The sequence below is a fragment of the Roseiconus lacunae genome (assembly GCF_008312935.1).
GTDB classification, from domain to species: Bacteria; Planctomycetota; Planctomycetia; order Pirellulales; family Pirellulaceae; genus Stieleria; species Stieleria lacunae.
In genome coordinates, this window is the sequence record NZ_VSZO01000005.1 from 292,326 (window position 1) to 314,001 (window position 21,676).

Annotated in this window: 12 protein-coding genes; 9 read left to right on the plus strand and 3 right to left on the minus strand. The window is 54.4% G+C overall.

Annotation, left to right across the window (positions count from 1 at the left end; translation table 11 throughout):
- Positions 1-122 precede the first annotated feature (122 nt).
- Positions 123-1,349, plus strand: a complete 1,227-nt coding sequence (locus FYC48_RS09635) for a Na+/H+ antiporter NhaA (protein WP_200836575.1) — start codon at positions 123-125, stop codon at positions 1,347-1,349.
- Between the two features lie 75 nt (positions 1,350-1,424).
- Here the strand turns inward: FYC48_RS09635 and FYC48_RS09640 are convergent, their stop codons facing one another.
- Positions 1,425-3,317 carry a dockerin type I domain-containing protein gene (locus FYC48_RS09640; protein ID WP_149496479.1) on the minus strand — a complete coding sequence of 631 codons (1,893 nt, stop codon included), beginning with the start codon at positions 3,315-3,317 and terminating at the stop codon, positions 1,425-1,427.
- 1,061 nt (positions 3,318-4,378) lie between these two features.
- Between FYC48_RS09640 and FYC48_RS09645 the strand changes: the two genes are divergently transcribed.
- Positions 4,379-5,959 (plus strand): arylsulfatase, encoded by a 1,581-nt coding sequence (locus tag FYC48_RS09645; protein WP_235034174.1) that lies wholly within the window; start codon positions 4,379-4,381, stop codon positions 5,957-5,959.
- Positions 5,960-6,550: 591 nt separating this feature from the next.
- Positions 6,551-8,845: an AMP-binding protein gene (locus FYC48_RS09650; RefSeq protein ID WP_149496480.1), complete on the plus strand. Its 2,295-nt coding sequence runs from the start codon at positions 6,551-6,553 to the stop codon at positions 8,843-8,845.
- 251 nt (positions 8,846-9,096) lie between these two features.
- Here FYC48_RS09650 and FYC48_RS09655 read toward each other — a convergent pair whose 3' ends face one another.
- Entirely contained in the window at positions 9,097-10,440 is a 1,344-nt protein-coding gene (locus FYC48_RS09655; RefSeq protein WP_149496547.1) for a polysaccharide biosynthesis/export family protein, read from the minus strand.
- A gap of 115 nt (positions 10,441-10,555) precedes the next feature.
- Positions 10,556-11,341, minus strand: a complete 786-nt coding sequence (locus tag FYC48_RS09660) for a hypothetical protein (RefSeq protein ID WP_149496481.1) — start codon at positions 11,339-11,341, stop codon at positions 10,556-10,558.
- 646 nt (positions 11,342-11,987) lie between these two features.
- Here FYC48_RS09660 and FYC48_RS09665 point away from each other — a divergent pair.
- The 6 genes from FYC48_RS09665 (at position 11,988) to FYC48_RS09690 (ending at position 21,366) form a co-directional block, all read left to right on the plus strand.
- Positions 11,988-13,568: an MraY family glycosyltransferase gene (locus FYC48_RS09665; RefSeq protein WP_149496482.1), complete on the plus strand. Its 1,581-nt coding sequence runs from the start codon at positions 11,988-11,990 to the stop codon at positions 13,566-13,568.
- Positions 13,569-14,468: 900 nt separating this feature from the next.
- The gene (gene nusG, locus FYC48_RS09670; protein ID WP_149496483.1) at positions 14,469-15,056 is read left to right on the plus strand and encodes a transcription termination/antitermination protein NusG; all 588 of its coding nucleotides are present in this window, start codon (positions 14,469-14,471) and stop codon (positions 15,054-15,056) included.
- A 68-nt stretch (positions 15,057-15,124) separates the two neighbouring features.
- On the plus strand, positions 15,125-16,519 hold the full coding sequence (locus FYC48_RS09675; protein ID WP_149496484.1) for a UDP-glucose 6-dehydrogenase: 1,395 nt from the start codon (positions 15,125-15,127) through the stop codon (positions 16,517-16,519).
- Between the two features lie 6 nt (positions 16,520-16,525).
- Complete coding sequence (locus FYC48_RS09680; RefSeq protein WP_289162605.1) at positions 16,526-17,494, plus strand: GDP-L-fucose synthase family protein; 969 nt, start codon at positions 16,526-16,528, stop codon at positions 17,492-17,494.
- Positions 17,495-17,572: 78 nt separating this feature from the next.
- Complete coding sequence (gmd, locus tag FYC48_RS09685; protein ID WP_149496549.1) at positions 17,573-18,586, plus strand: GDP-mannose 4,6-dehydratase; 1,014 nt, start codon at positions 17,573-17,575, stop codon at positions 18,584-18,586.
- 176 nt (positions 18,587-18,762) lie between these two features.
- On the plus strand, positions 18,763-21,366 hold the full coding sequence (locus tag FYC48_RS09690) for an O-antigen ligase family protein (RefSeq protein WP_149496485.1): 2,604 nt from the start codon (positions 18,763-18,765) through the stop codon (positions 21,364-21,366).
- Positions 21,367-21,676: the final 310 nt, after the last annotated feature.

Consider the following 21,676-nt stretch of genomic DNA (forward strand, 5'->3'; position numbering starts at 1 on the left):
CCTCAGAGCACAATGTCCGGCACTTAAAAACAGGGGGGGCTTTAATTTGGAACCTACGTTTGCGCGATAGTCGCCGCGGGTGGGGACTTTGCAAATATTCAAAATCTAGGGGCCGTAGGAAGATGTCGCAGCCGACAGGCGATCAGCCGATTCGCAATTTCTTGTATAGCAATTCAATGTTCTTGGTGATCGGATCACTCCTTGCGTTGATCTGGGCAAACGCCGATGGGTGGTTTTCCGGTCACTCATATCACAACTTTGTCCATGTGAATCTGCTTCCGTTTGCCAGCCACGGTCATGACGCCCATGGGTTGACGTTCCACTTTGTCGTTAACGATGTCTTAATGGCATTGTTCTTTGCCATCGCCGCCAAGGAAGTTTGGGAATCCATTCTTCCCGGGGGCGCACTGTCGAACATCCGAACCGCGGCGACCCCACTGCTGGCAACAGCCGGTGGCGTCGTCGGTCCGTCGGTCGTTTACATTGTCGGCGCGTTGGTGGTGGGGCAATATGCAGAACTCGGAAATGGTTGGGCAATTCCGTGCGCGACTGATATCGCATTTAGCTACTTGATCGCGCGTCTGATTTTTGGAAATGGCCATCCTGCGATTTCATTCTTGCTGCTGTTGGCGATCGCTGATGACGCCGTCGGATTAGGAATTTTGGCCGTCTTTTATCCGTCGGGCGAAGTCAACTTGGGGTGGCTCGGGTTGACCGCTGCTGCCGTCGCATCTGGCATGGCGATGAATCGAGGTGGTGTAAAGAACTTTTGGTGGTACCTCGCGATTCCGGGTGTTTTGAGTTGGATTTCGTTTTACATGTCGGGGATCCACGCGGCCCTAGGTTTGGTGCCGATCATCCCGACGTTGCCTCACGCCAAGCGTGACGAAGGAATTTTTGCCGAAGACGGGACGCAAACCGACACTTTGAATCAATTCGAGCACTGGTGGAAAGAGCCGGTCGAGTTGATCTTGGGCTTGTTCGCCTTGGTCAACGCCGGCGTCGTGATGTCGAGCGTCGGAGCGGGCACTTGGCTAGTGACGCTGGGACTCTTTGTCGGGAAACCGCTGGGGATTGTTGCGTTCGCGTATTTTGCGGTCCGTGTATTGAAGCTTGAACTGCCCGGTGGCATGAACCTGAAGCATGTCACGGTGATCGGTTGCATTGCGAGCCTGGGATTCACAGTCGCCTTGTTCGTTTCAACCGCGGCATTTCCAGAACCAGGTCCGATCCAGGATTCGGTCAAGATGGGTGCTCTCCTAAGCTTCCTGGCTCCTGTCACAGCCATCATTGCCGCAAAGGCGATGGGCTTGCGGCTCGCGTTTCTCGACAAGCGTTCGGTAGCGTAACGCTTGCTTCAGAAGTAAAGCTATAATTCTGATTCGCCAGTTGAGGTCGTCTCACTGTAGAGGCGTTCCGGCGAATCAGAACAAGTTGTCCGTGAAGACTGAATCAACGGTTTCGAGGTGCTCGTGGTTTTGCGGGCGAACCGAGGGGGCGTTTTGAGGCCCGGGGGCAAGGAGGTGGTGGTCTTGATCTTGATTTTGACCGTTACCAAGTCTTCTAACTTCGTCAGGTCTTTGCGGACAGTTGCTGGCGACCACAAACTCTGACGCGACACTTGCAGCGATCGATTGACCCACGGCTTGTCCGACGAGGTCATCGAATGCGAAGTGGATACCAAGATAGACTCGGCTGCGTCCGTTCTCTTCCATCGCTTCGCTAAAAGAGCTGAACGATCGCGTCGCGTCGTCGAGATCGATCCCATAAGCTTCTTGCAGTTCGGGATTGTCGAGCAAGATTGTAAGTTCTTCCGAGATCACATCGAAGGCGATCTCATCGGTACCGTAGAATTCTTGCAGCGTTCCGAATAGTGCGCCGCCGAAGGTCGCATGCCCGGAGATGTAGGTAGGAAACTGTGGCGTGAAGCCGATCTTGTCGACTCCGCCATCGGGCGCCCCCAACGCGATCCACTCGGGGTCTCCGTCGGTGAGTGAATTGCCGTCGGAGTCTCCGTCGTGAATTGCGGTTACCGGCCGCCAAAATTCCTCGCTGAACTTTGTATCCCAGGCGGTGATACCAGCATCCGCCATCGCAACGGACGCCTGGGCAAAGAGTGCGGCGTTTTCTTGAAGCGAGTTTCCTTGTTCAATCGCCACCGTTTGTAGGATATCGTTGTAGAGCGCCATCGGCGTCCCCATCCCAGCGCGATCATAAGCCCAGAAAATTCCGGCTTCTGTTTGATCGGCGGTGCGAACGCTGCTGTCGGCAGAGCCGAGCTCGAGGACTTCGTTGTAATGCTCGGCATAGACGTCGCTCGAAAGTTCTGGCGGCGAATCAGGGCGGTAATCGTCACTCGATGAAATCACAAAGGTTTGTGATTGTCCCCAGGTCGGCCCCCACGCCGGGACGTCCGGGTTCAGAGGATCGGGTTGGAAGTCGCCGGGGGCGTCGCCATAGGTGTAGTCACCGATAACGTCAGTGCCATCGTTGGCGCGGGCCTGCAGAATATGGTTTCCGATCTCCACGCCAATCGTTTCGCTGATGTCGACGATCTCGCCAGATCGATGTTCGGTCGCTTTGGAAAGAAGGCCATCCAGGCGAGACTGCATCTCAGGATACAAATCACTTAGCACCGTATGGGCTGCGAATGACGCGGTGGTTCCGGCTGACAGTGTTTCGATTCCGCCCAGTTCGAATTCATAGTCGTAGAAGGTATCGGCGTCGGCACCGTCGGATGCCAATGCCACGGCGTCGTAGATGGCCAAGTTCAGCATGGCCATTGTTCGTGACGCATCGCCCGGCGTTTGGTACCCGGCATCGGAATCGGAGAGGATTTCACCAAACCAATCGTTCCAGGCGATGACGGCGTCGGACCTTAAATCTTCTGGTGGGTCAGTAACGGAGTCAGGATTTCCATTGTCTTCGTCGTTGTTGGGATCTGTAGGCGGATGAGCATGTCGATCGCGGCTGAGGCGGTTGATTACCAGCAGCGCATCAATTGGGCTGTCCCTGCCATCGTTATTCACATCCGTCATCCGACCCGGCTCACGCGGTCGAGGATCCTTGCTTGTTGAAGCGTTGTCCCCATGTTGCCGGCCCAATCGAGTGATGACGGTGAGCGCATCGAGCGGCGAGACTTGGCCGTCCTCGTTGACGTCTTCTGGAAGCAGTTCGTTGTGAAAAAGGTTAGCCGCTAACAAGTGGCGGCGTTCGAGCCTTTCTACCCGAGGGCGACGCCGTTGTTTTTTTAGCCGCCGAGTGTCACGTGTTTTAACTCGATCGACGCCAGATTGCAGGTTCCGAAAACGCGTCATCGTATCACTTACGAAGAGAAACAGAGGAGGAGTGGTGTCACCGGTATTGGTGATTTTTCCGCTCGGGTGACCGCCTTGTAGGTATGGAAAACATCACTAGCTGTCACGGATTGGGGACGCAACAACTTTCCCTCCTCCTGACTGGGCAAGGGCCCACCTTAGTCGCGATCGATACGGAGTGGTTTGCGTGAAGCGAATTTTCGCAATTTTTGACACTTCCGAGGTTGAAAAATCGCCATGGAAATTGCCCTTTGTTTCTTCTGCAAGGGACGCAGCGTGGCTAGCGCTATCTGGCTTTCCGGATTACCAAGCATGGTCTATTCGGTCCCGCTTCGCTCAAGCCCCAGATCGTTGTCGGGTACTCAGTTGACACGGTGGGGCTTTTCATCTGCTCCGCTTGCATCTGTGCCCCATGATGAACTCCGTTTCATCTTCTGATTCGTTGTCCTTAGAACGCTCGATTGCGGCGCAGGTCGAGTCTATCGGACTTGGTTCAGGAAACGATGCTGGCAGCTTACCGCGATATCGCCCGGCGTCGCGGTCGCACGGTGAAGGCGAGTTACTCGCTTGGCCCCGGGAGACACGATCTGATTGCCTTCGACATGCCGGCGAGAAGAAGGTTTACGCTTAAAAACGGGAGTTGCGTCGAGAGGTCGCGATCAAACAACTCAATGACCGTCTTGATACTCGTTCGGCCTGCTTCGCCAATCTGCTCATCGACAGGGGGCAGCACGAATGCTGCGGGCCCGAGTGATCGCAACGTTCAAATCAGTGCGTGATCTGCAAGATTCGCGAGTGACGCAAAATGATCGCAAGTGTTGGCTCGGTTGAATTGACTTCGTTTCCAGCAGCGAAGACACTGTCGGGCGGACGTCAATGAAAATTCGTGGTTGCCGAATACAGCGGCATCGAAAATGTGGGTAGCGACGGTCGCCTGTTTTTTCTCGTTGGCACCTTCATTGACATGCAACGTTTAGAATGTGCGATTACCCGCCATCGAGGGTGGGGCACGAGTGGACCGAGAGCGGACTAAGTCCACAATTCAATCTATGGGATCCAACATGCTTCAGTTTCTTGTACCGGTGATCACTCGTGATGAATTTCCAGTCTGTCAAAAAGAGCAGGCGAGACTACCGATTGGGGCGGTGGTGTTGTTGGTGTTTTTTTTAGTACAAGCGATGTCTGGGCTAACGCAGCAAACAGAAGCGGCGTCGCCTCCGAATATCGTCTTCATTTTGGCTGACGATCTGGGGTACGGAGAGCTGGGCTGCTATGGACAAGAGAAAATTAAGACGCCCAACATCGATCGGCTCGCATCGCAGGGCGTGCGATTCCTTGATCACTACACCGGGGCACCGGTGTGCGCACCAGCTCGCTGTACATTGATGACTGGTCAGCACTTGGGGCATGCGGAGATTCGAACGAACCGAGACTCAGGCAATGGGCGAGTGTTTCCTGGCCAGTATCCGATCTCTGATGAAATCGTCACCATCGCCGAAGTGCTTCAAAAAGCTGGCTACGCAACGGGGGCATTCGGCAAGTGGGGATTGGGACCATCAAACACCACCGGTTCACCCATTAAGCAAGGTTTTGACCGCTTCTACGGATACAATGGGCAACGTAACGCGCATAGTTACTACCCCTTGTTTTTGGATAGTAACGAACGCGAGGTAAGGATCAATAAGTATCCTATTCCGGGGCACGATACAAAACCGGAAGGGCCGGTATTGGCAGGTGATTATCGCTCCGCGAACTACGCGCCGGATTTGATCCTTCGAGAAGCGGTCAAGTTTCTCGATCAAAACAAGAACAAACCGTTCTTCCTGTACCTACCATTTGTTGAGCCTCATGTGGCGATGCAGCCACCGCAGGAATGGATCGATCGGTATCCTGCCGAGTGGGACGAGGAGAACGGACCGTACCGAGGCGAGAATGGTTATTTGCCACACCCGCGACCGAGAGCGGGATATGCGGCCATGATTTCAGACCTGGATGAACACGTGGGGACGATTCTGGGGCGTCTTGAAAAACATGGATTGGTTAACAACACCCTCGTGGTTTTTACATCGGACAACGGTCCAACTCACGGAGCACGCAACCCCAAGTTCCATGTCGGAGGCGCGGCATGCACGTTCTTTCAATCCACCGGTGGACTCAAAGGATTCAAAGGGAGTGCCGACGAAGGTGGGATTCGGATTCCTTGTATCGTTCGTTGGCCGGGGTACGTTCATCCGGGGACAACGAATGATTATCCCAGCTACTTTCCCGATTGGTTTCCGACTCTTGCCGAAGTCGCCGGTGCGGCACTTCCAAAGGATCAGATTCTCGATGGAGTGAGTTTGGTCAGCTTGTTAGAAGGGCAACCGAAGGAACGCTCTAAACCTCTGATCTGGAACTTTAACGGCTACGGTGGAATCGTGGCAGTTCGTGACGGTAAATGGAAGGCGATTCGCAAAGACCTGCTTCGAAAGAAACCCAAAGATTGGGAGCTATACGATTTGAGTGCTGACCGGGCGGAGTCAACCGATTTGGCGAAGCGGCATCCGGAAATCGTTGCGCGATTAGAGCAAGCATTTTTGCAAGATCGGACCGTTGAGCCAGATTTTCCAATGCCAATTTATGACGAGCAAACTGGACTTTGAGTCTTCGCCTAAGAAGCTGAACACGAATGATTCGGCTTAAGTCATATCACTCTCCCACTGGGAGAGTCGGGCCTTCAGGCCCGGAGAGGGCACCCTCCCCGGCCGTTTGCTCGTCCGACCCTCCCGCAAGCGGGAGGGTGTTATCCAGATGCTTAAACCCAAAGACTCATGTTTACCTGTTTAACGTGATTGAAGGCCGAGAATCAGACACCCAAGGACGACGTTTTATCGATCAGTATCCGGCCAACGGAAAGCAGGGTGATTCGCCGTCGAATCGAAGGCGTGACGAAGCTAGCACGCACGGACCGGTTTCGCGAGCACACGGTGACTTGATCAGGAAGATGGGAGCCGAAACTGTGATTGTGTCGTCGTTGCAGACGTGAAACGAGGACAATTTCGATGGAACGGGCATCGAGATCGTGGCCACGTGTTGCCCGTGTCCGTAATCATCGCCTATCTTTTGAGTTTTTCGGCCGCGATCGTGCTAAAAAGTTCGGATTGTGCTCGTTCCTCACGGGCTCGCATGACGCAGAAACACAATTCGATCTCGCCGAAGATCAAGACCTCACGAAGGGATAGGAAGCGTCGCGTATGGGTTGGTACATCTTTGGAGTCGTCATTGCCGTCGCGTTTTTAATGACTGGCTTTGCCCTGGTTTCGCCCCGCATGTTTGTTCGGGCACTGATCCGACCGTTGGTGACGGTGCTTTATCGTAAACGTGTTGTGGGGCTGGAGAATCTGCCACGCGAAGGCGGTTACTTGATCGTCAGTAATCACGTTTCGTGGATCGACGGCGTCGTCTTGCTATGGATGCTTCCACGGAACGTTCGGTTCGTTGTCGATGGAGGTAATTTTGGGACATCGTTTGCTAAATGGCTGGCCGCCGCGTTCGATACCATTCTGATGCTGGCCAATCCAAAGTCCATCGCACGGGCATTGAAGACTGCCCGCGAGGGACTAAAGGCCGGCGATGTGATTGGGATTTTTCCTGAGGGAACGTTGACACGAACCGGACAGATTCAGGGGTTCAAGGCGGGGTTTCGAAAGATATTGCAAAACAATGACGCCCCGATCGTTCCAATCTACCTGGAAGGCATGTGGGGCAGTATTTTCAGCTTCTCTGGCGGCAAGTTCTTTCTAAAATGGCCTGATAAGTTTCGCCGCCGCCTGACCGTCTATATCGGCAAACCGCTGCCCAATGATACATCAACCGAGAAGGTCCGTTCGCAGGTTTGTCAGTTGGCCGCGCGATCACAGGTCGAAAACCGGGAAGAGTTTACCCTCGTCACCAAGCAATTGATCAAGGCATGGCGTCGTCGCGGAAGTGGATTGCAGATCGCGGATTCAATGGGGATCGAATTGAAAGGGCGTGAAGCCCTGACCCGTGCCTTGGCACTGCGTCGCATGCTCGCCCGCGAAGTGCTTTCAAAAAACGAGACCAACGTTGGGATTCTGTTGCCGCCGAGTGCGGGCGGTGTCCTGGTCAATGTCGCCTTAGCGATGGATCGTCGGGTCGCGGTGAATTTGAATTACACCGTTTCAGGTGAAGTCATCGACCACTGCGTCAACGACGTCGGAATCAAGCATGTCCTGACTAGCGAGCGGTTCCTAAGCAAAACTGGTCTAAAGATTACTTCGAATGTCGTCACGCTTGAGTCGGTTCGTGAAAAGGTTTCGACCGCGGATAAGATCATCGCTTTCATTCAAGCGAATCTAATTCCTGCGAAATGGCTGTTTCGCATCCTGGGATTGAACAAGGTGAAGATCGATGATTTGATGACCATCATCTTTACCAGCGGATCGACCGGGATGCCGAAAGGGGTAATGTTGACTCAAGGAAACATCAGCCACAATGTCGACGCGATCGACAAGGCGATTCGATTGACCGAAGATGACGTTGTCCTCGGAATCTTGCCGTTCTTCCATTCGTTCGGATATAGCGTGACCCTTTGGGGCGCTCAAGTTCTTGGGCCGTGCGGTGTCTATCACTTCAATCCGCTTGACGCCAAACAAGTCGGGAAATTATCGGAGAAATACGGTGCGACAGTGATCCTAGGTACGCCGACATTCGTCCGCGGCTACATCAGACGGATCGCACCTGAACAATTCGCCAAGCTTGATATCTGTGTGGTTGGTGCAGAAAAGATGCCGGCCGAATTGTTCGATGCCTTTGAAGAAAAATTCGGCGTTCGGCCTGTCGAAGGCTACGGTACGACCGAGCTCAGTCCGTTGGTCTCGGTCAACGTGCCCCCATCCCGTTCGCCATCGGTTCACCAGCCTGATCGGATCGAAGGGTCGGTCGGTCGACCACTTCCCGGGGTTTGCGCCAAGGTCGTCTCGCAGGAAACCGGAGAGGAATTGGCCACTGACGAGGATGGCATGTTGTTGATCGCCGGGCCCAACGTCATGTCCGGGTATGCCAACAAGCCAGAACTGACCGCGGAGGTGATTCGCGATGGATTCTACGTCACTGGCGATGTCGCTCACATCGACGGGCAGGGTTTTATCCACATCACGGGCCGGCTGAGCAGGTTCTCCAAAATTGGCGGCGAAATGGTTCCGCATGTCAAGGTTGAAGAAGAGATTTGCAATGTGCTCGGTCGCATCGGTGGTCAATGTCAAGACGGCGAATCAGAGGAGGGTGCCGTGAATGTCTGTGTCACTGCGGTACCAGACGCGAAAAAGGGCGAACGGTTGATCGTGCTGCACCGGCCAATGGACGCCGATGTGGAAGACGTCATTCGGGGATTGAAGGAAGCTGGGCTGCCGAACCTATTTATCCCTTCGCGAGATGCGTTCTATGAAGTCGAGGCGATTCCGCTCTTGGGAACTGGGAAGCTAGATCTGAAGGGCAGTAAAGACTTAGCGCTTGAGTTGACCGCTTGAATGCAATTCTGTGATTGAATCGAAAGGCCGTCAGCGCGTCTGAAATAGTTCAATGCAAAAACCGCCACGCAACGGTGAACGTTGCGTGGCGGCGTCGTCGGTTGAACGAGTCGGAAGTCAAACGCTAGTAATTCGTCAACCTCTGAAATTAGGATTAGCCGGATGGCGTTAGCCACGGATTCGGTGCATTAACCGAGGCTAATGCGCGTCGGCTGAGGAGCCGAACCCGAATCTTTGGTCTAGGCGGAGCACTAATTCGAGATCAACTCGCGAATACCGTAGGTGAAGAAGGTTCCAAGACCAAAGTTCAGGATCTCTTCTTCTGGCTTGTACTGCAGCACCAGTGTGTCGCCTGCTTTGATCAGCGGACGTGAACTCGGTTCGTTGATCGCTTTGGCTAGGTCAACTTCGATCGCGATTTGTCCATTGCACCCAGTTTTGCGAAGGATGAAAAGACGTCCTGGCGGGATCGTAGCGATCGCACCGCCGAGGCCACCAAGGCCGCCCGACCGCTGTGCTTGAGACGACTGGCCATAAACACCGTTGCCGACCATCGCCATTGCTCCGAGGACATCGAGGTCATAGTCACGCGGCAGTGGGAACTCGCCACCGGGAAGAAGTCCACCGGTGTAGAACACCTCAGTCTCACGTGATTCGATATAAACGATGTCGCCTTCTTTAAGCGTGATGTCTTCTGGTGACAAGTTTGGCGAGTCTCCGGGCGGAAGACGCAAAGGGATTCGCAAGATCGACGGATCTTCCGGAAGCTTGGGCGGGCAAGCACAGGGATCTGCCATCGCGGCCAAGCGTTGCTTTCGGAACTCGGCAAGAAATTCCTCGCGTGCTTCGCGATTCCGAGTGCTCGCTCGAAGAATCTTGACTTCGTTCTTAGCGTTCAAGCCAGGCAGTCCACCGGTTTCGACCAAGGCATGCAGGATGTCGTTCTGATAGGCCTTTAGTTTCACCAAGCCACCGCTCGCACTGCGGTCGGTACCGCCACGTAGGAAGACGGAGCTTGCAGACTGACGCGACAGTCCGTTTCCGCCTCCGCCATCCTCACGAACGACGATCACGTCGACGGTGCGTTCTTGGATGATGGTGACGATCGGCCGAGCCTTGTCGGTTCGCAGAATATCGTTGTCCGTGTAGGCATCGCGGATTGCATCGCGGATTTGGTCCAAGGTGAGCCCTTCGACGTCCAATGGTTCAATCAACGGTAGTGAAAGCGTGCCGTCTTCTTGAACAGCGATCGGATAACCGATCGAAGGCGGCAACGTGCTTTGTGCGTCGGGGAAGTTGACCGGCGGTGGTTCCGGCGGGGCGCTTGGCGGATTGAATGGCAGAACGCCTTCAATATACACACCAAGGATATCGCCGGGGCCGATCACGTACTCACGAGGTGGTTCGAGCGTGAGCAACGAAATGTCGACCGGAACCAGATCGTTTTTCGGTTCGGCGAAGAACTGCTGTGGAACCCGGCTGGCTGGAATCCCGTCGATCGGTTGCGTCAGCGCCGAGCAGCCGGTCAGGGAGCCGGCGAGCAACGTCGCAGATGCGACGGCGGCGCCGAAGCGTTGTAGTTTTTGCCAAACCATAGCGCGCAGTCCTTGGCCAGCATCTTGCTGGCGGCAAACCAAGTTTGAAGAGGTTGTATTCATCCTTGAACTTCTCACTGAGGGGATTCAGCGTGGAACCTTGGCCACGAACTGCTTATTCGAATTTGAAGGGGATGGCGTCGGCGTTCGCAGTTTCGGCGTTCGGCTCGGACTGCGGACCGGCGGATGGCATTTCGATGGTGCCGAAGATTCCTTCGATCGATTGTTCATCGACGGTTTCGTCGTGGGTGTCTTGCAGCGTGTACGTTTCGGCAGCGACGGTTGAACTCGCCTGCCGAACCGCTCGCGAGCCGTAGTCGGCGATCATTCCGTTGGACGAACTGTCGACCGGCAGATCGCTCGATTGAAGCATCTCGATACTGGGGCTGACCTGTGCTCCGTCCTGTGGGGACAGTAGCAAGTCGCCTTCCGGCAGGATTTCACTTGGCGTTGCATCGTTCGGTAGGATGACTTCGACTTCGCTTCCGGGAACGATGTATTCCTGGAGGGGCATACCATCGGGACCGTACATCACCGGTGCTGGCTCGGGAGTGGCCGGCTGTTCGTCTTTTGGCGCATTGGCGTCTTCTTCGGCCGGTAGCTGGTGAGGCCGCACGTTCGACCAATTGCTCAAGCCATCTTGTTCGGCGGCTTTGGCGCCCCATGGGTAGCCGGCGAAGAATGCGCCGATGGCTGCCTGCCCTCCTGGAGATTGGTATTTCCATCCCCAATACTGGTTTGGTGCCACCGAGGGGCTGCAACCCGAGCCGCCGTTGGCGACATCGATGTAGCCTTTGATGAAGCCCGCCTTAAATTCTGCTAAATTCGGCTTGCCCGCATGACACGCCTCTTCACGAAACCAGGCTCGCTGAGCAAAAACACGGTTTCGATGAGAGAGCATGAAGTCGTCGAGGCAGTCGGACTTGCGGGCGTAGCTATACGCGTTGCTGATGATCGAGCAACCGGTGGAGCCAGCAAGAATGAGGGCCGCAGACCCAGCCAACACGAGCGCTTTGAGCTTGCGACGCCGTGCTGATTGGAGATTTCGATGGCGGATGTTCGCGTTAGATTGCGAATAACCCGTTGAAATGGGTCGTTGTTCGGGTGCGTTCGACGCACTGTCAGAACGAATCGCCATTTGGCCCCCCTTGGCTGCTGGCGGAATTCGAAGTCAATATTCATTCAAAGCGGACGGAAAGCCCGGTTCGGGCAGACCGTCCTAGGGGTGTTTATCGCCGTAACGGTGGCGAGGATTTAGTGAAAACTGACGGAATGACCGCTTGTGCGGGTTCTAAGGTCTTTGGTGCCCGTTTCAATTACGATGGTTAGTCTCAGTTGGCATGAATGTGGAGGCGGGCTTTCCCTCTGATCGTTGCAAAGAAAACCCAAATTCAGGTTTCATCCCATTCTGATTTGGTGTTTCCCTTTTAGACTGAGGCGATCTGGAATCGTCGGGTAGACTTTGATGACTCGCTCCTTCCCCGTTGGGACGAGTCAAAAAGCCAACCGGGCGTTACGAATCTAAACAGTGGTGTAGAACGACATCTATGACTTGGCTCACTCTGGTTTCCCTTATCTGTTCGATCACCGCGGCTCTGGTTTTTGTGCCGCTGGTGCGCTCGCTGGCTCGGCTCGTTGGAATGGTCGACAAGCCTGACGCCGAACGAAAACTTCACCGAAAACCGATCGCGTTAGGCGGGGGGGTGGCGGTTCTGGCTTCGCTACTCGCCGGTTTTGCCGCGACGGTCCTCTATGATCGCCACATTGGCGATTTTGTTCTTGGCTATGTGACCAGCGACTGGTACCGACTGACGTTCGCGGCCGCCGCCGTGATGACGGTCGGACTAATCGACGACGTCTGGTTAATGCGAGGCCGTCAAAAGCTTTTGCTGCAGATCTTGATTATCTCCGCTTTGGTCGGTACCGGGACGATCGTCACAAAAGTCGGGTTACTCGGTTTCGAAATCTACCTAGGCTCGCTGGCGTTCCCGGTCACCGTCTTGTGGTTGCTCGTCTGCGTCAATGCATTGAATCTGATTGATGGCGCCGACGGGATGGCGACAACAGTCGGCTGCTTCATCTCGTTTGGCTTGGCTTTGTTGTCACTCGCCCAAGGATCAGTGTTGGGCGCGGCATTCGCGTTTTGCTTAACGGGAAGTCTGATCGGGTTCCTCGTCTTTAATAAGCCGCCCGCATCGATCTTTCTCGGTGATGCCGGGAGCATGACGATTGGGTTAATCATCGGTGTATTATCAGTTTGGAGTAGTGTGAAAGGGTCAACACTGCTCGCGTCCGCTCCGATCGGAATTCTTGCGATTCCCTTGTTTGATTCGACTGCGGCGATCGCTCGGCGGTGGCTGACCGGGCGAAGCATCTACGCGACCGACCGGGCGCACCTTCACCACGTGCTCGACAAGAAGTACGGTCACAGCGGAATGTTGATGGTGGTCGCATTGCTATGTGCGGTCACGACCTCCCTGGCGGTTGCATCGGTGTACTTCGACATGCCGTGGCTCGCACTGCTGGGGATTGTCCTTGCGGGAGCCTTTCTGGTTGCCACACGATCATTCGGTCATGCCGAATGCCAATTGTTGATGATGAAAGCGACACACATGACGCGATCGTTTTTTATCTCGCCGAAACAGTCTTTGACCGAGAAGAATCATCGCTGCGTGCCATTGCAAGGCAGCGGAGACTGGGGCGTTGTCTGGGAGCCCTTGGTTGATTTCGCGCAAGTTCATAACCTCGCCAAGATCAACATCGATTTGAATTTGTCTTGGATTCACGAAGGTTATCATGCGAGCTGGTCAGCGGTGCGGATGCCCGATCGAATGAATCAGGTTCAAATGCGGTGGCCAATCATCATTCGGACCAGCGAGAAATCGGTTGGTGTCAACATTGGCACACTGCAGGTCGTCGCTGCTGCGGATTCACCGGGGATTCACGAGCGGATCGCGGACTTGGCGATGCGTCTTTCGGACTTAGAGCCACAAGTGAAGATGGTGATCAATGAACTAGAGAGACGTCACAGTGGCACGACCGAACGCGCCGATACTGCCGCAACGCCGGCACCCACGTTTTCGAGTAACGCCGATCGCCGTAGTGACGCTTCAACATTGCTGACCTAAGGGTTGGCGATTCTTCAACGTTGGAACGGCCGTTTGGCTTCGCCACGGCCTTTCTGGAATATGCTGGTCAATAGCCCGTCGGCCGATTGATCACACCCGAATTGTTGTGTTGCAGGACTAATCGAGTTCTCGTTGGGCAACCAATCAATTCTCCAGGGGGAGAGGCGGGGCAGCAAGGACGGGATTTCAAATCTTGCGATTTAGCTTGGGCGTGAGTCCGGGCTTGTCTTGGCGGTTGCACGTCGCGGTGTTTTGGGTGCGAAGGATCGTGGCTTCGAAGGGCAGCGACGATTCTCAGCGAAGTCACCTCATTGGTCTGTTCTTTCTTCGGCTGATCTTAATGCCAGCGTTCGTATCCGCATGTGGCCGGTTGTTTTTGCGCGTCGAAGCGGGGCAATCAACAGGACAGGTCCTATTCGTGGCTGGTCCTATTCCCAACGATTTTTCGAGGCGTATTCTTTATTGCCATGACCGGTACATCGGTCATAGGCCCTCGACCTGACGGGTTATTCCAGATACTCGGCTGAACCTGCGTTGGCTGACTGTTTGAGGGTAAACCTTTCCGCCGACACCGATCCTAGCCAATAGGTACGACGGGACGGTTGAACTAACTTGGCGGGCTCAAGTGTCGCGCTTGAGTGCCGGACAGCAAACGCACGTTGTGTGTGTCACAAAGGCTCGGATTCGAGCGAACGTGTCACCCAGGTGGACGAAGTCCGCGCTTGTCGGTCAAATGGGCCAGTCGCGTCGCAGCAAATTGTTGACGGCGCCGGTCACGCGATCGTTGAGTCGCGGGCATTCCTTCGAGCGGAATGACTATCAGGTCAAGACGCGACCGCGGCGGTAGCGGGCGTCCATCCGCTTGAGAGTTGATGCGATCATTCATGGGGTTTTGATTTCGTGCCCATCCTTCCGAAAGAACCTGATCGGTTTCCCGAGGACTTGTTGGATTCCGAAAACGCGTCGCAATCAAACTGGTGGCTTCTCTACACGAAGAGTCGCCAGGAAAAGCAGTTGATGCGGCAATTGCGAGATCTGGAGCTCGGGCATTATGGGCCGCAGATTGAGCAGCGAAAAAAGTCACCGGCAGGACGGATTCGCACGAGTTTCGTTCCGTTATTTAGTAACTACGTGTTTCTTTGCGGAACCGACGAACAGCGTTATCAGGCTGTCTGTACCGGTTGCGTACAAAAAGTCAGTGAGATCACCGACGTAGAAATTCTGCTCTCCGATTTGAAGCAGGTGAGCGAGCTGATTGCCATCGGAGCACCGATGTCGATCGAAGAACGAATTCTTCCGGGTCAGCAAGTGCGCGTCAAAAACGGAGCCTTTGCCGGCTTCGAAGGTGTGGTCATCCGCCGCGATCAAGAAACACGATTGCTCGTCGCGGTGCAGTTTATGGATCAAGGTGTTAGCGTCAAACTTGATGACTGTCAGCTCGAACCTCTTGGTCGTTCCGCCGGCGATTCTGCGATCACGCAAGGGTAGTCTTCGGTGCGTCTCTGTTTTCTGTTTCTCGTGTCTTACTCCTTAGCCCCGAAAAGACGTTTCGTATCATGAGCGTTTCAAAAATTTGTTGTATCGGTGCCGGCTACGTCGGCGGACCCACGATGGCAATGATTGCCCACAAGTGTCCGAATATCGACGTCAAGGTTGTCGATATCAACGAGACGCGGATCGCCCAGTGGAACTCTGACACGCTTCCGATCTATGAACCAGGACTTGATGAGATCGTCAAAGGATGTCGTGGGAAGAACCTGACATTCACTACCGAGATCGATGCGGCGATCAAAGAAGCCGACATGATTTTCATTTCGGTCAACACGCCCACCAAGACATTTGGCGTCGGGGCCGGTCGGGCCGCCAATTTGGAATACGTCGAGAAATGTGCTCGACGGATCGCCGAAGTCGCCGAGGGGCACAAGATCGTCGTCGAAAAGTCGACGTTGCCGGTGCGGACTGCGGAGGCCGTCAAACGGATTCTTTCCAACGCAAGCAATGGGTCGACGTTCGACGTGCTCAGTAACCCTGAGTTTCTCGCCGAAGGCACCGCGATCGAAGATTTACTTGATCCCGATCGAGTGTTGATCGGTGGGGAACGCAAGGAGGCGATTCAGGAACTTGTCGATGTGTACGCTCATTGGGTACCGACCGATCGGATTTTGACTACGAATCTTTGGAGTAGCGAACTATCCAAGTTGACCGCCAACGCGTTTCTCGCCCAACGCGTTTCATCGATCAACGCGATCAGTGCACTCTGCGAAGCGACGGAGGCTGACGTCGACGAAGTGGCAGCGGCAATCGGTACCGATTCCCGTATCGGCCCCAAGTTTCTGAAAGCGTCGGTCGGATTTGGCGGCAGTTGTTTTCAAAAGGATATCCTCAACCTGGTTTATCTGTGCGAGTATTTCGGCCTACCCGAAGTTGCCCAATATTGGGAGCAGGTCGTTCGGATGAACGATTACCAGAAGGAACGCTTTGTTAGCCGCATGGTGCGAACGATGTTCAACACCGTGTCGGATAAGAAGATCGCCATCTGGGGCTTCGCCTTTAAGAAGGACACGAATGATACGCGAGAGTCGGCGGCGATTTATGTGGTCCGTGATCTGCTATTGGAAAAAGCGCGGGTCTGCATTTACGATCCACAGGTCACCAAGCAGCAGGTGATTCAAGAGCTGGAGTACGTCCTTTCCGAAGGCGACAATGGGATCTCACCGGCTAAACGTGAGTTGATTGACAACCACGTGACGTTTGCTTCCAGTTGCGAAGAAGCATCCTCTGATGCTCATGCAATCGCGGTACTGACCGAGTGGGATGAATTCGCCGAAGTCGACTTTGGTAAAATTTATGACTCCATGAAAAAGCCCGCATTCGTCTTTGACGGACGCAATCGCTTGAAACAGAAAAATTTGGTCGATAGCGGGTTCGAATACCACGGAATTGGTTTTTAAATCGTCATGAACTCAGTCAAGTTGCCACAGGGACGCGTCTACGTCGCCGGTCATCGCGGGATGGTCGGTGGCGCCTTAGTCCGGTTGCTACAACAACTAGGAATCGCCGAGAGCGATTTAATCACCCGCGATCGAAGCGAATTGAATCTGACCCGCCAGGCGGATGTCGAGCAGTTCTATCGTGACGAGCGTCCAGATGTGGTGATCTTTGCAGCCGCAAAGGTTGGCGGGATTCACGCCAATGATACGTACCCGGCGGAGTTCATCTACGACAATTTAATGATGGCCGCAAACTCCATTGATGCGGCGTATCGAAATGGAACTCGGCGATTCCTGTTTCTCGGTAGTACTTGCATCTATCCGCGCATGGCACCTCAGCCGATGCCGGAAGATTGCTTGCTGAGCGGCCCTCTGGAACCGACTAATGAGGCATACGCATTGGCAAAGATCAGTGGGCTAAAGCTGTGTCAGCATTATCGAACACAGTACGGCGTCGCTTACCATTCGGCGATGCCTACGAATTTGTATGGCCCCGGGGACAACTATCACCCACAAAATTCACATGTGATGCCGGCGATGATCCGCCGTTTCGATGAGGCGGTGCGTAGTGGTGCGGACGAGGTCGTGATTTGGGGAACCGGTACGCCTCGGCGTGAGTTTCTCCACGTCGATGATTTGGCACGTGGCTTGATTCATCTAGTGAATCTCGAAGATCCGCCCAACCTAGTGAACGTTGGTACCGGCAGTGACATTTCGATTCGTGAATTGGCAGAATTAATTGCCAGGGTGACCGGCTTTACCGGTAGGATTACCCAGGATCCGAGTAAGCCGGATGGGACACCCGTAAAGCGGACTAACACCGATTTGATTGAGTCAACGGGGTGGCGTCCCGAGATTGCTCTGGAAATGGGGATCAAAAAGACTTACGAAGATTACTTGCAAGCGACCGATTCGGGCCGATTGCGCGAAGTTTAGCGGAGCTGCCTGCTCGACGCCCGTCAGCAGGTCAATGGATTTTGAAGTTCACCAACACCGAACCCAATCAACGTGGCTATGTCGAAAAAGGCACTCATCACTGGTATCACTGGTCAAGACGGCTCCTATCTAGCAGAGCTCCTGTTGGAAAAAGGCTATGAGGTGCACGGCATTGTTCGCCGTAGTAGTACGTTCAATACCGATCGGATTGAGCATATTTACATCGATCCACACGACAAAGACGCAAAGCTATTCCTGCATTACGGTGACCTAACCGACGGTCAGAACCTGACCAACCTGGTTTTGAACATCGAACCTGATGAAATCTATAACCTCGGTGCCCAGTCGCACGTGCGTGTCTCTTTCGACGCGCCCGTTTACACCGTCCAAACGGTAGCGATCGGAGCCCTAAACGTTCTCGAAGCTGCTCGGCAGCTGAATCGCCAAAAGCCAACCCGGGTCTACCAAGCATCCAGTAGCGAGATGTATGGAGACGTCTTTGAGACCCCGCAAACAGAAAAGACACCTTTCTGCCCGCAAAGCCCGTACGCTTGTGCAAAGGTTTACGCCTTTCACCAAACCGTCAACTACCGACATGCCTACGATTTGTTTGCGTGCAACGGTATTTTGTTCAACCACGAGTCGCCGCGTCGAGGTGAGACATTCGTCACGCGAAAGATCACGCGTGCTGCGACGCGAATTAAACTTGGTCTGCAAGAAAAGCTTTACCTCGGTAACCTCGACGCCAAGCGTGACTGGGGCTATGCGAAGGACTATGTCCGCGGCATGTGGATGATGCTTCAGCACGACGAGCCAGGCGACTACGTGTTGGCAACCGGCGAGACTTACACCATTCGCCAGTTCCTGGATTACACGTTCGAGTATCTCGAATTGGATTGGAAGCAGTACGTCGAAACCGATCCTCGGTACTACCGCCCAACCGAAGTCGACTTGCTGCTTGGTGATTGCAGCAAGGCAAAGAATGTTTTGGGCTGGGAGCCGGAAACCAGTTGCAAAGAGTTGGCCGAATTGATGGTCGATCATGACCTGGAGCTAGCTCGGAGTGAAGCCCTGAGTAGCGTGCAGGGGTAACAAGCTCAGTTGGGTAAATGGCGAGGGCCGCGTGTGATGGCCAGTTTTTCGCCCGATATAGCGGTTGGCCACCGGTAGAACATTGGCTTTAGGTAGCCCGAAGATTGACGCAGTTTGCCGCTGCGTCTCTTCAGGGTTCCGGTAAGACGGTCCAATGATTTGGATCGTTTCAAATCATGGACTTTAAACAGATCTTCTTCTGTTCGATCGGTGCTTGCCTAGCTCTCTTAGGGCCCCTGGCGGCAATCGAGTTCGGTGGCGTTTTGCCGTGGACGCACTATGTTGCCGGGCTTGGGGGCTGTGGGCTCGGTGCGATTGCGGTTGTCGTCGCTTTTACGCGGCATGGCTTGATCGGGGCTTCTTTCTTGCGTCGTTTCTGGCCGCTGCTGCTTTGGGTGGTCTTTACCTGGATTCAGGTTGTTCGGTTAGAGCCATCCATTGTTTCTGTCGTCAGCCCAGGTTCGTACTCGGCCTATACCGTTTGGCTGGAGCCGCTCTTGCCAATGGAGCAACTGCCTGGCTCGTTTCCAATTTCGATCGCCGCTGACCTATCGCGACACGCCGCTGCCGTCATGACACTGTTGTTGCCGCTCGTGTTTGCGGTCAGTGTCTTTTGTCGGGAGCGAAGTCAAGTCGAGTGTGTTTTGGTCGCACTTTCCGTTGGGATCGGGCTGCACGCCGCGTTTGGGATCGCAATGGAGTTCGCCCCAGCGTTACGAGGATATGACGAGCGGCTTACGTTGGGTCGCAGCTTTGGCAGCTTCGTCAATCACAACAACGCGGCGTTCATGCTCAACCTTGGGCTCGGCTGTGGCATTGGCATCTTTGTGTCGCGGATTGCCGCACTGACTGGTGTGCAGTACGGTCCCGACGGGGTGGACTTTGGTGCGTTATCGCTTGTGTTCGCTGATCCACTGGCGTTGGTCGGTCTTGTTTCCGGATCGTTGTCGGGGGCGGGGTTGTTGATGTGCGGATCACGGGCCGGCTTAGTGGCTGGCGTGGTCGGGTGTGTTCTTGTTGCGGCTTGGTTCAATCGAGGCCGCGGTTGGGGATCGGTGCCGGCGATTTCGGCGGGCGCTGCTTTCGTCCTTTTGATCGGATTTCTTCTGCTCGCGCCCTTTGCTAAGAGCTTCCGCAGCGTGGAACGGTTTGACCGTCTGAGTGTGCGGTCGATTGACGGATTGTTCAATGACGTCCGCTTTCAACATTGGCCCGATGGGTTTCGTGCGGCAATGGAGTATCTTCCGGCCGGATCGGGGATCGCTACCTATTCATACGCCTACTTGCCCTATCAACAGTCGGGGTCGGAGGCTTGGTTTCAGCATGCCGATAATCTTTGGCTTGAGTTGCTCGTTGAACAAGGGCTTGTTGGCGTGGCAGTTGCCATGTCGGTGCTTGCCATGTTGCTGATCGCTTTGGTTCGTCTTTCCAGGTCCAATGAGCCACTTGATTTTGGACTTCAGGCGGCCGGTTTCTATATCATCGGGGCGACGATATGGTCGCAGTGCTTTGATTTTGGATTGATCGTTGGCGGAAATTTACTGGCGTTTACTTGTTTTTGGGCAGTCGTGTTGTCTCGATGCCCAGTCTTGACGCCGCGTAAATACGCGGTAGGAAACCAACGAAACAGCGATTCATTGGTGCAGTTTGCTAGTCCGTTGCGACGAATGATCTCGGGATCAGTAGGCGGAGCCTGCTTGGTAGCCGCGGTCGTTTGCTTGCCGGGATTGTATCGGGATGCGGTATGCGACTCTCTCGAAAGGCAAGCTGAAGTTGCGTTTCGATCGAACCGTAATGACAAAGATGTGGTGGAACGCCAGGCTCAGTTGCTTAACTTAGCGATCGCGGAGTCACCTTCTTACGAGCTTCTTGATTTGGGGGCAGCGATAAACCGTCAATCGGGGCGGCTGCAATCGGTTGCAGGCATGAATTTGGAGAGTCGAGAAGAACTTCGCGATGCCTATGTGAGGACTGGGGTCTCGGCAAGGCGTAAGGCGTGGCGGAATCGTCCAGGCGAGGCAATCGAGTTGCCTGCGCAGTACGAAGTTGCTGTTCGCGCGACCGAGGCGTCATTGAAGCGAATGCCACTTGGGTTCGAATCTCGTGGTCAACTGGTTGCGCTCGACTTCGTTCATCGTCGCCGGGAATCCAGTCATCAGGCACTACTGCAGCTCTACGCGCTACAAAAGCGTAATCCTGGCCAACTAGCGCGGGTTGCGAAGTTGGCTGTCGATGGCGGCGATACAGCTTTGGCGGCTAGGGCTTGGCGAGATGCGACTCAGTTAAAGCCGATACGATCGAAAGAGGCTGTTGATTTTGCACGGTCTGATCCGTCCATTAGCATCTCGGACTTGATTTCGGATGCACCGGAGTGCCAGCGCATCGCAGTTGGTCACGCACTCTCTCTTGAATCAGAGTCCCCGGAACAAGTCGATCAGTTGGATGCGTTTTTCACGGACGCAATCGGCTTACTGGATTGCGAGTCGTGCATCAAAGATATCGAACGTACGAATTGTGAGCAGATCTTGGCTGATGCTCTTTTGCACGTAGGGCGATCGTCGGAGTCGATTGAGCATCTGCGGGAAGCGGTTCGCTTTTACCCGGCTAGTGTCAAGTTACGTGTGAAGCTGATAAGGCGTGTGGTCCAGTTTGGAACGACAAGCGACGCATTGGAGTTGGCGCAACAGGCCAAGCAAGACTTTCCAGAAGAAAGAAGTTTTCAGGTGTTGATCGATCAAATGATGGCAGCGAGCGATCACCAAGCCGAACAGAAGAATTAATCGGCGACGGAGACGCGTGAACGCGAACTGCTAAAGTGCGTAGGTCCATTTGAAAATACGGGCTCAAGTCATCCGCCGACGGGCGTTAGACCCGGTGATCGCACCGAAAACGTGGCTAACGCCATGCGACTAATCGCAAAAACAGGTTAGAACGAAGCGTTAGGATCGTAGCGACGTAGCGATTGCCTTGACTAAAACAATCTGAATGAGCGTTGTTGTACATAAAACGATATCAGCGTTGGGCGTTTGATGTAGGTCTTCCGGTCAACAGTGAAGTCTTCATCACGCTGCCGTCGTTTCTGTAGCTTAC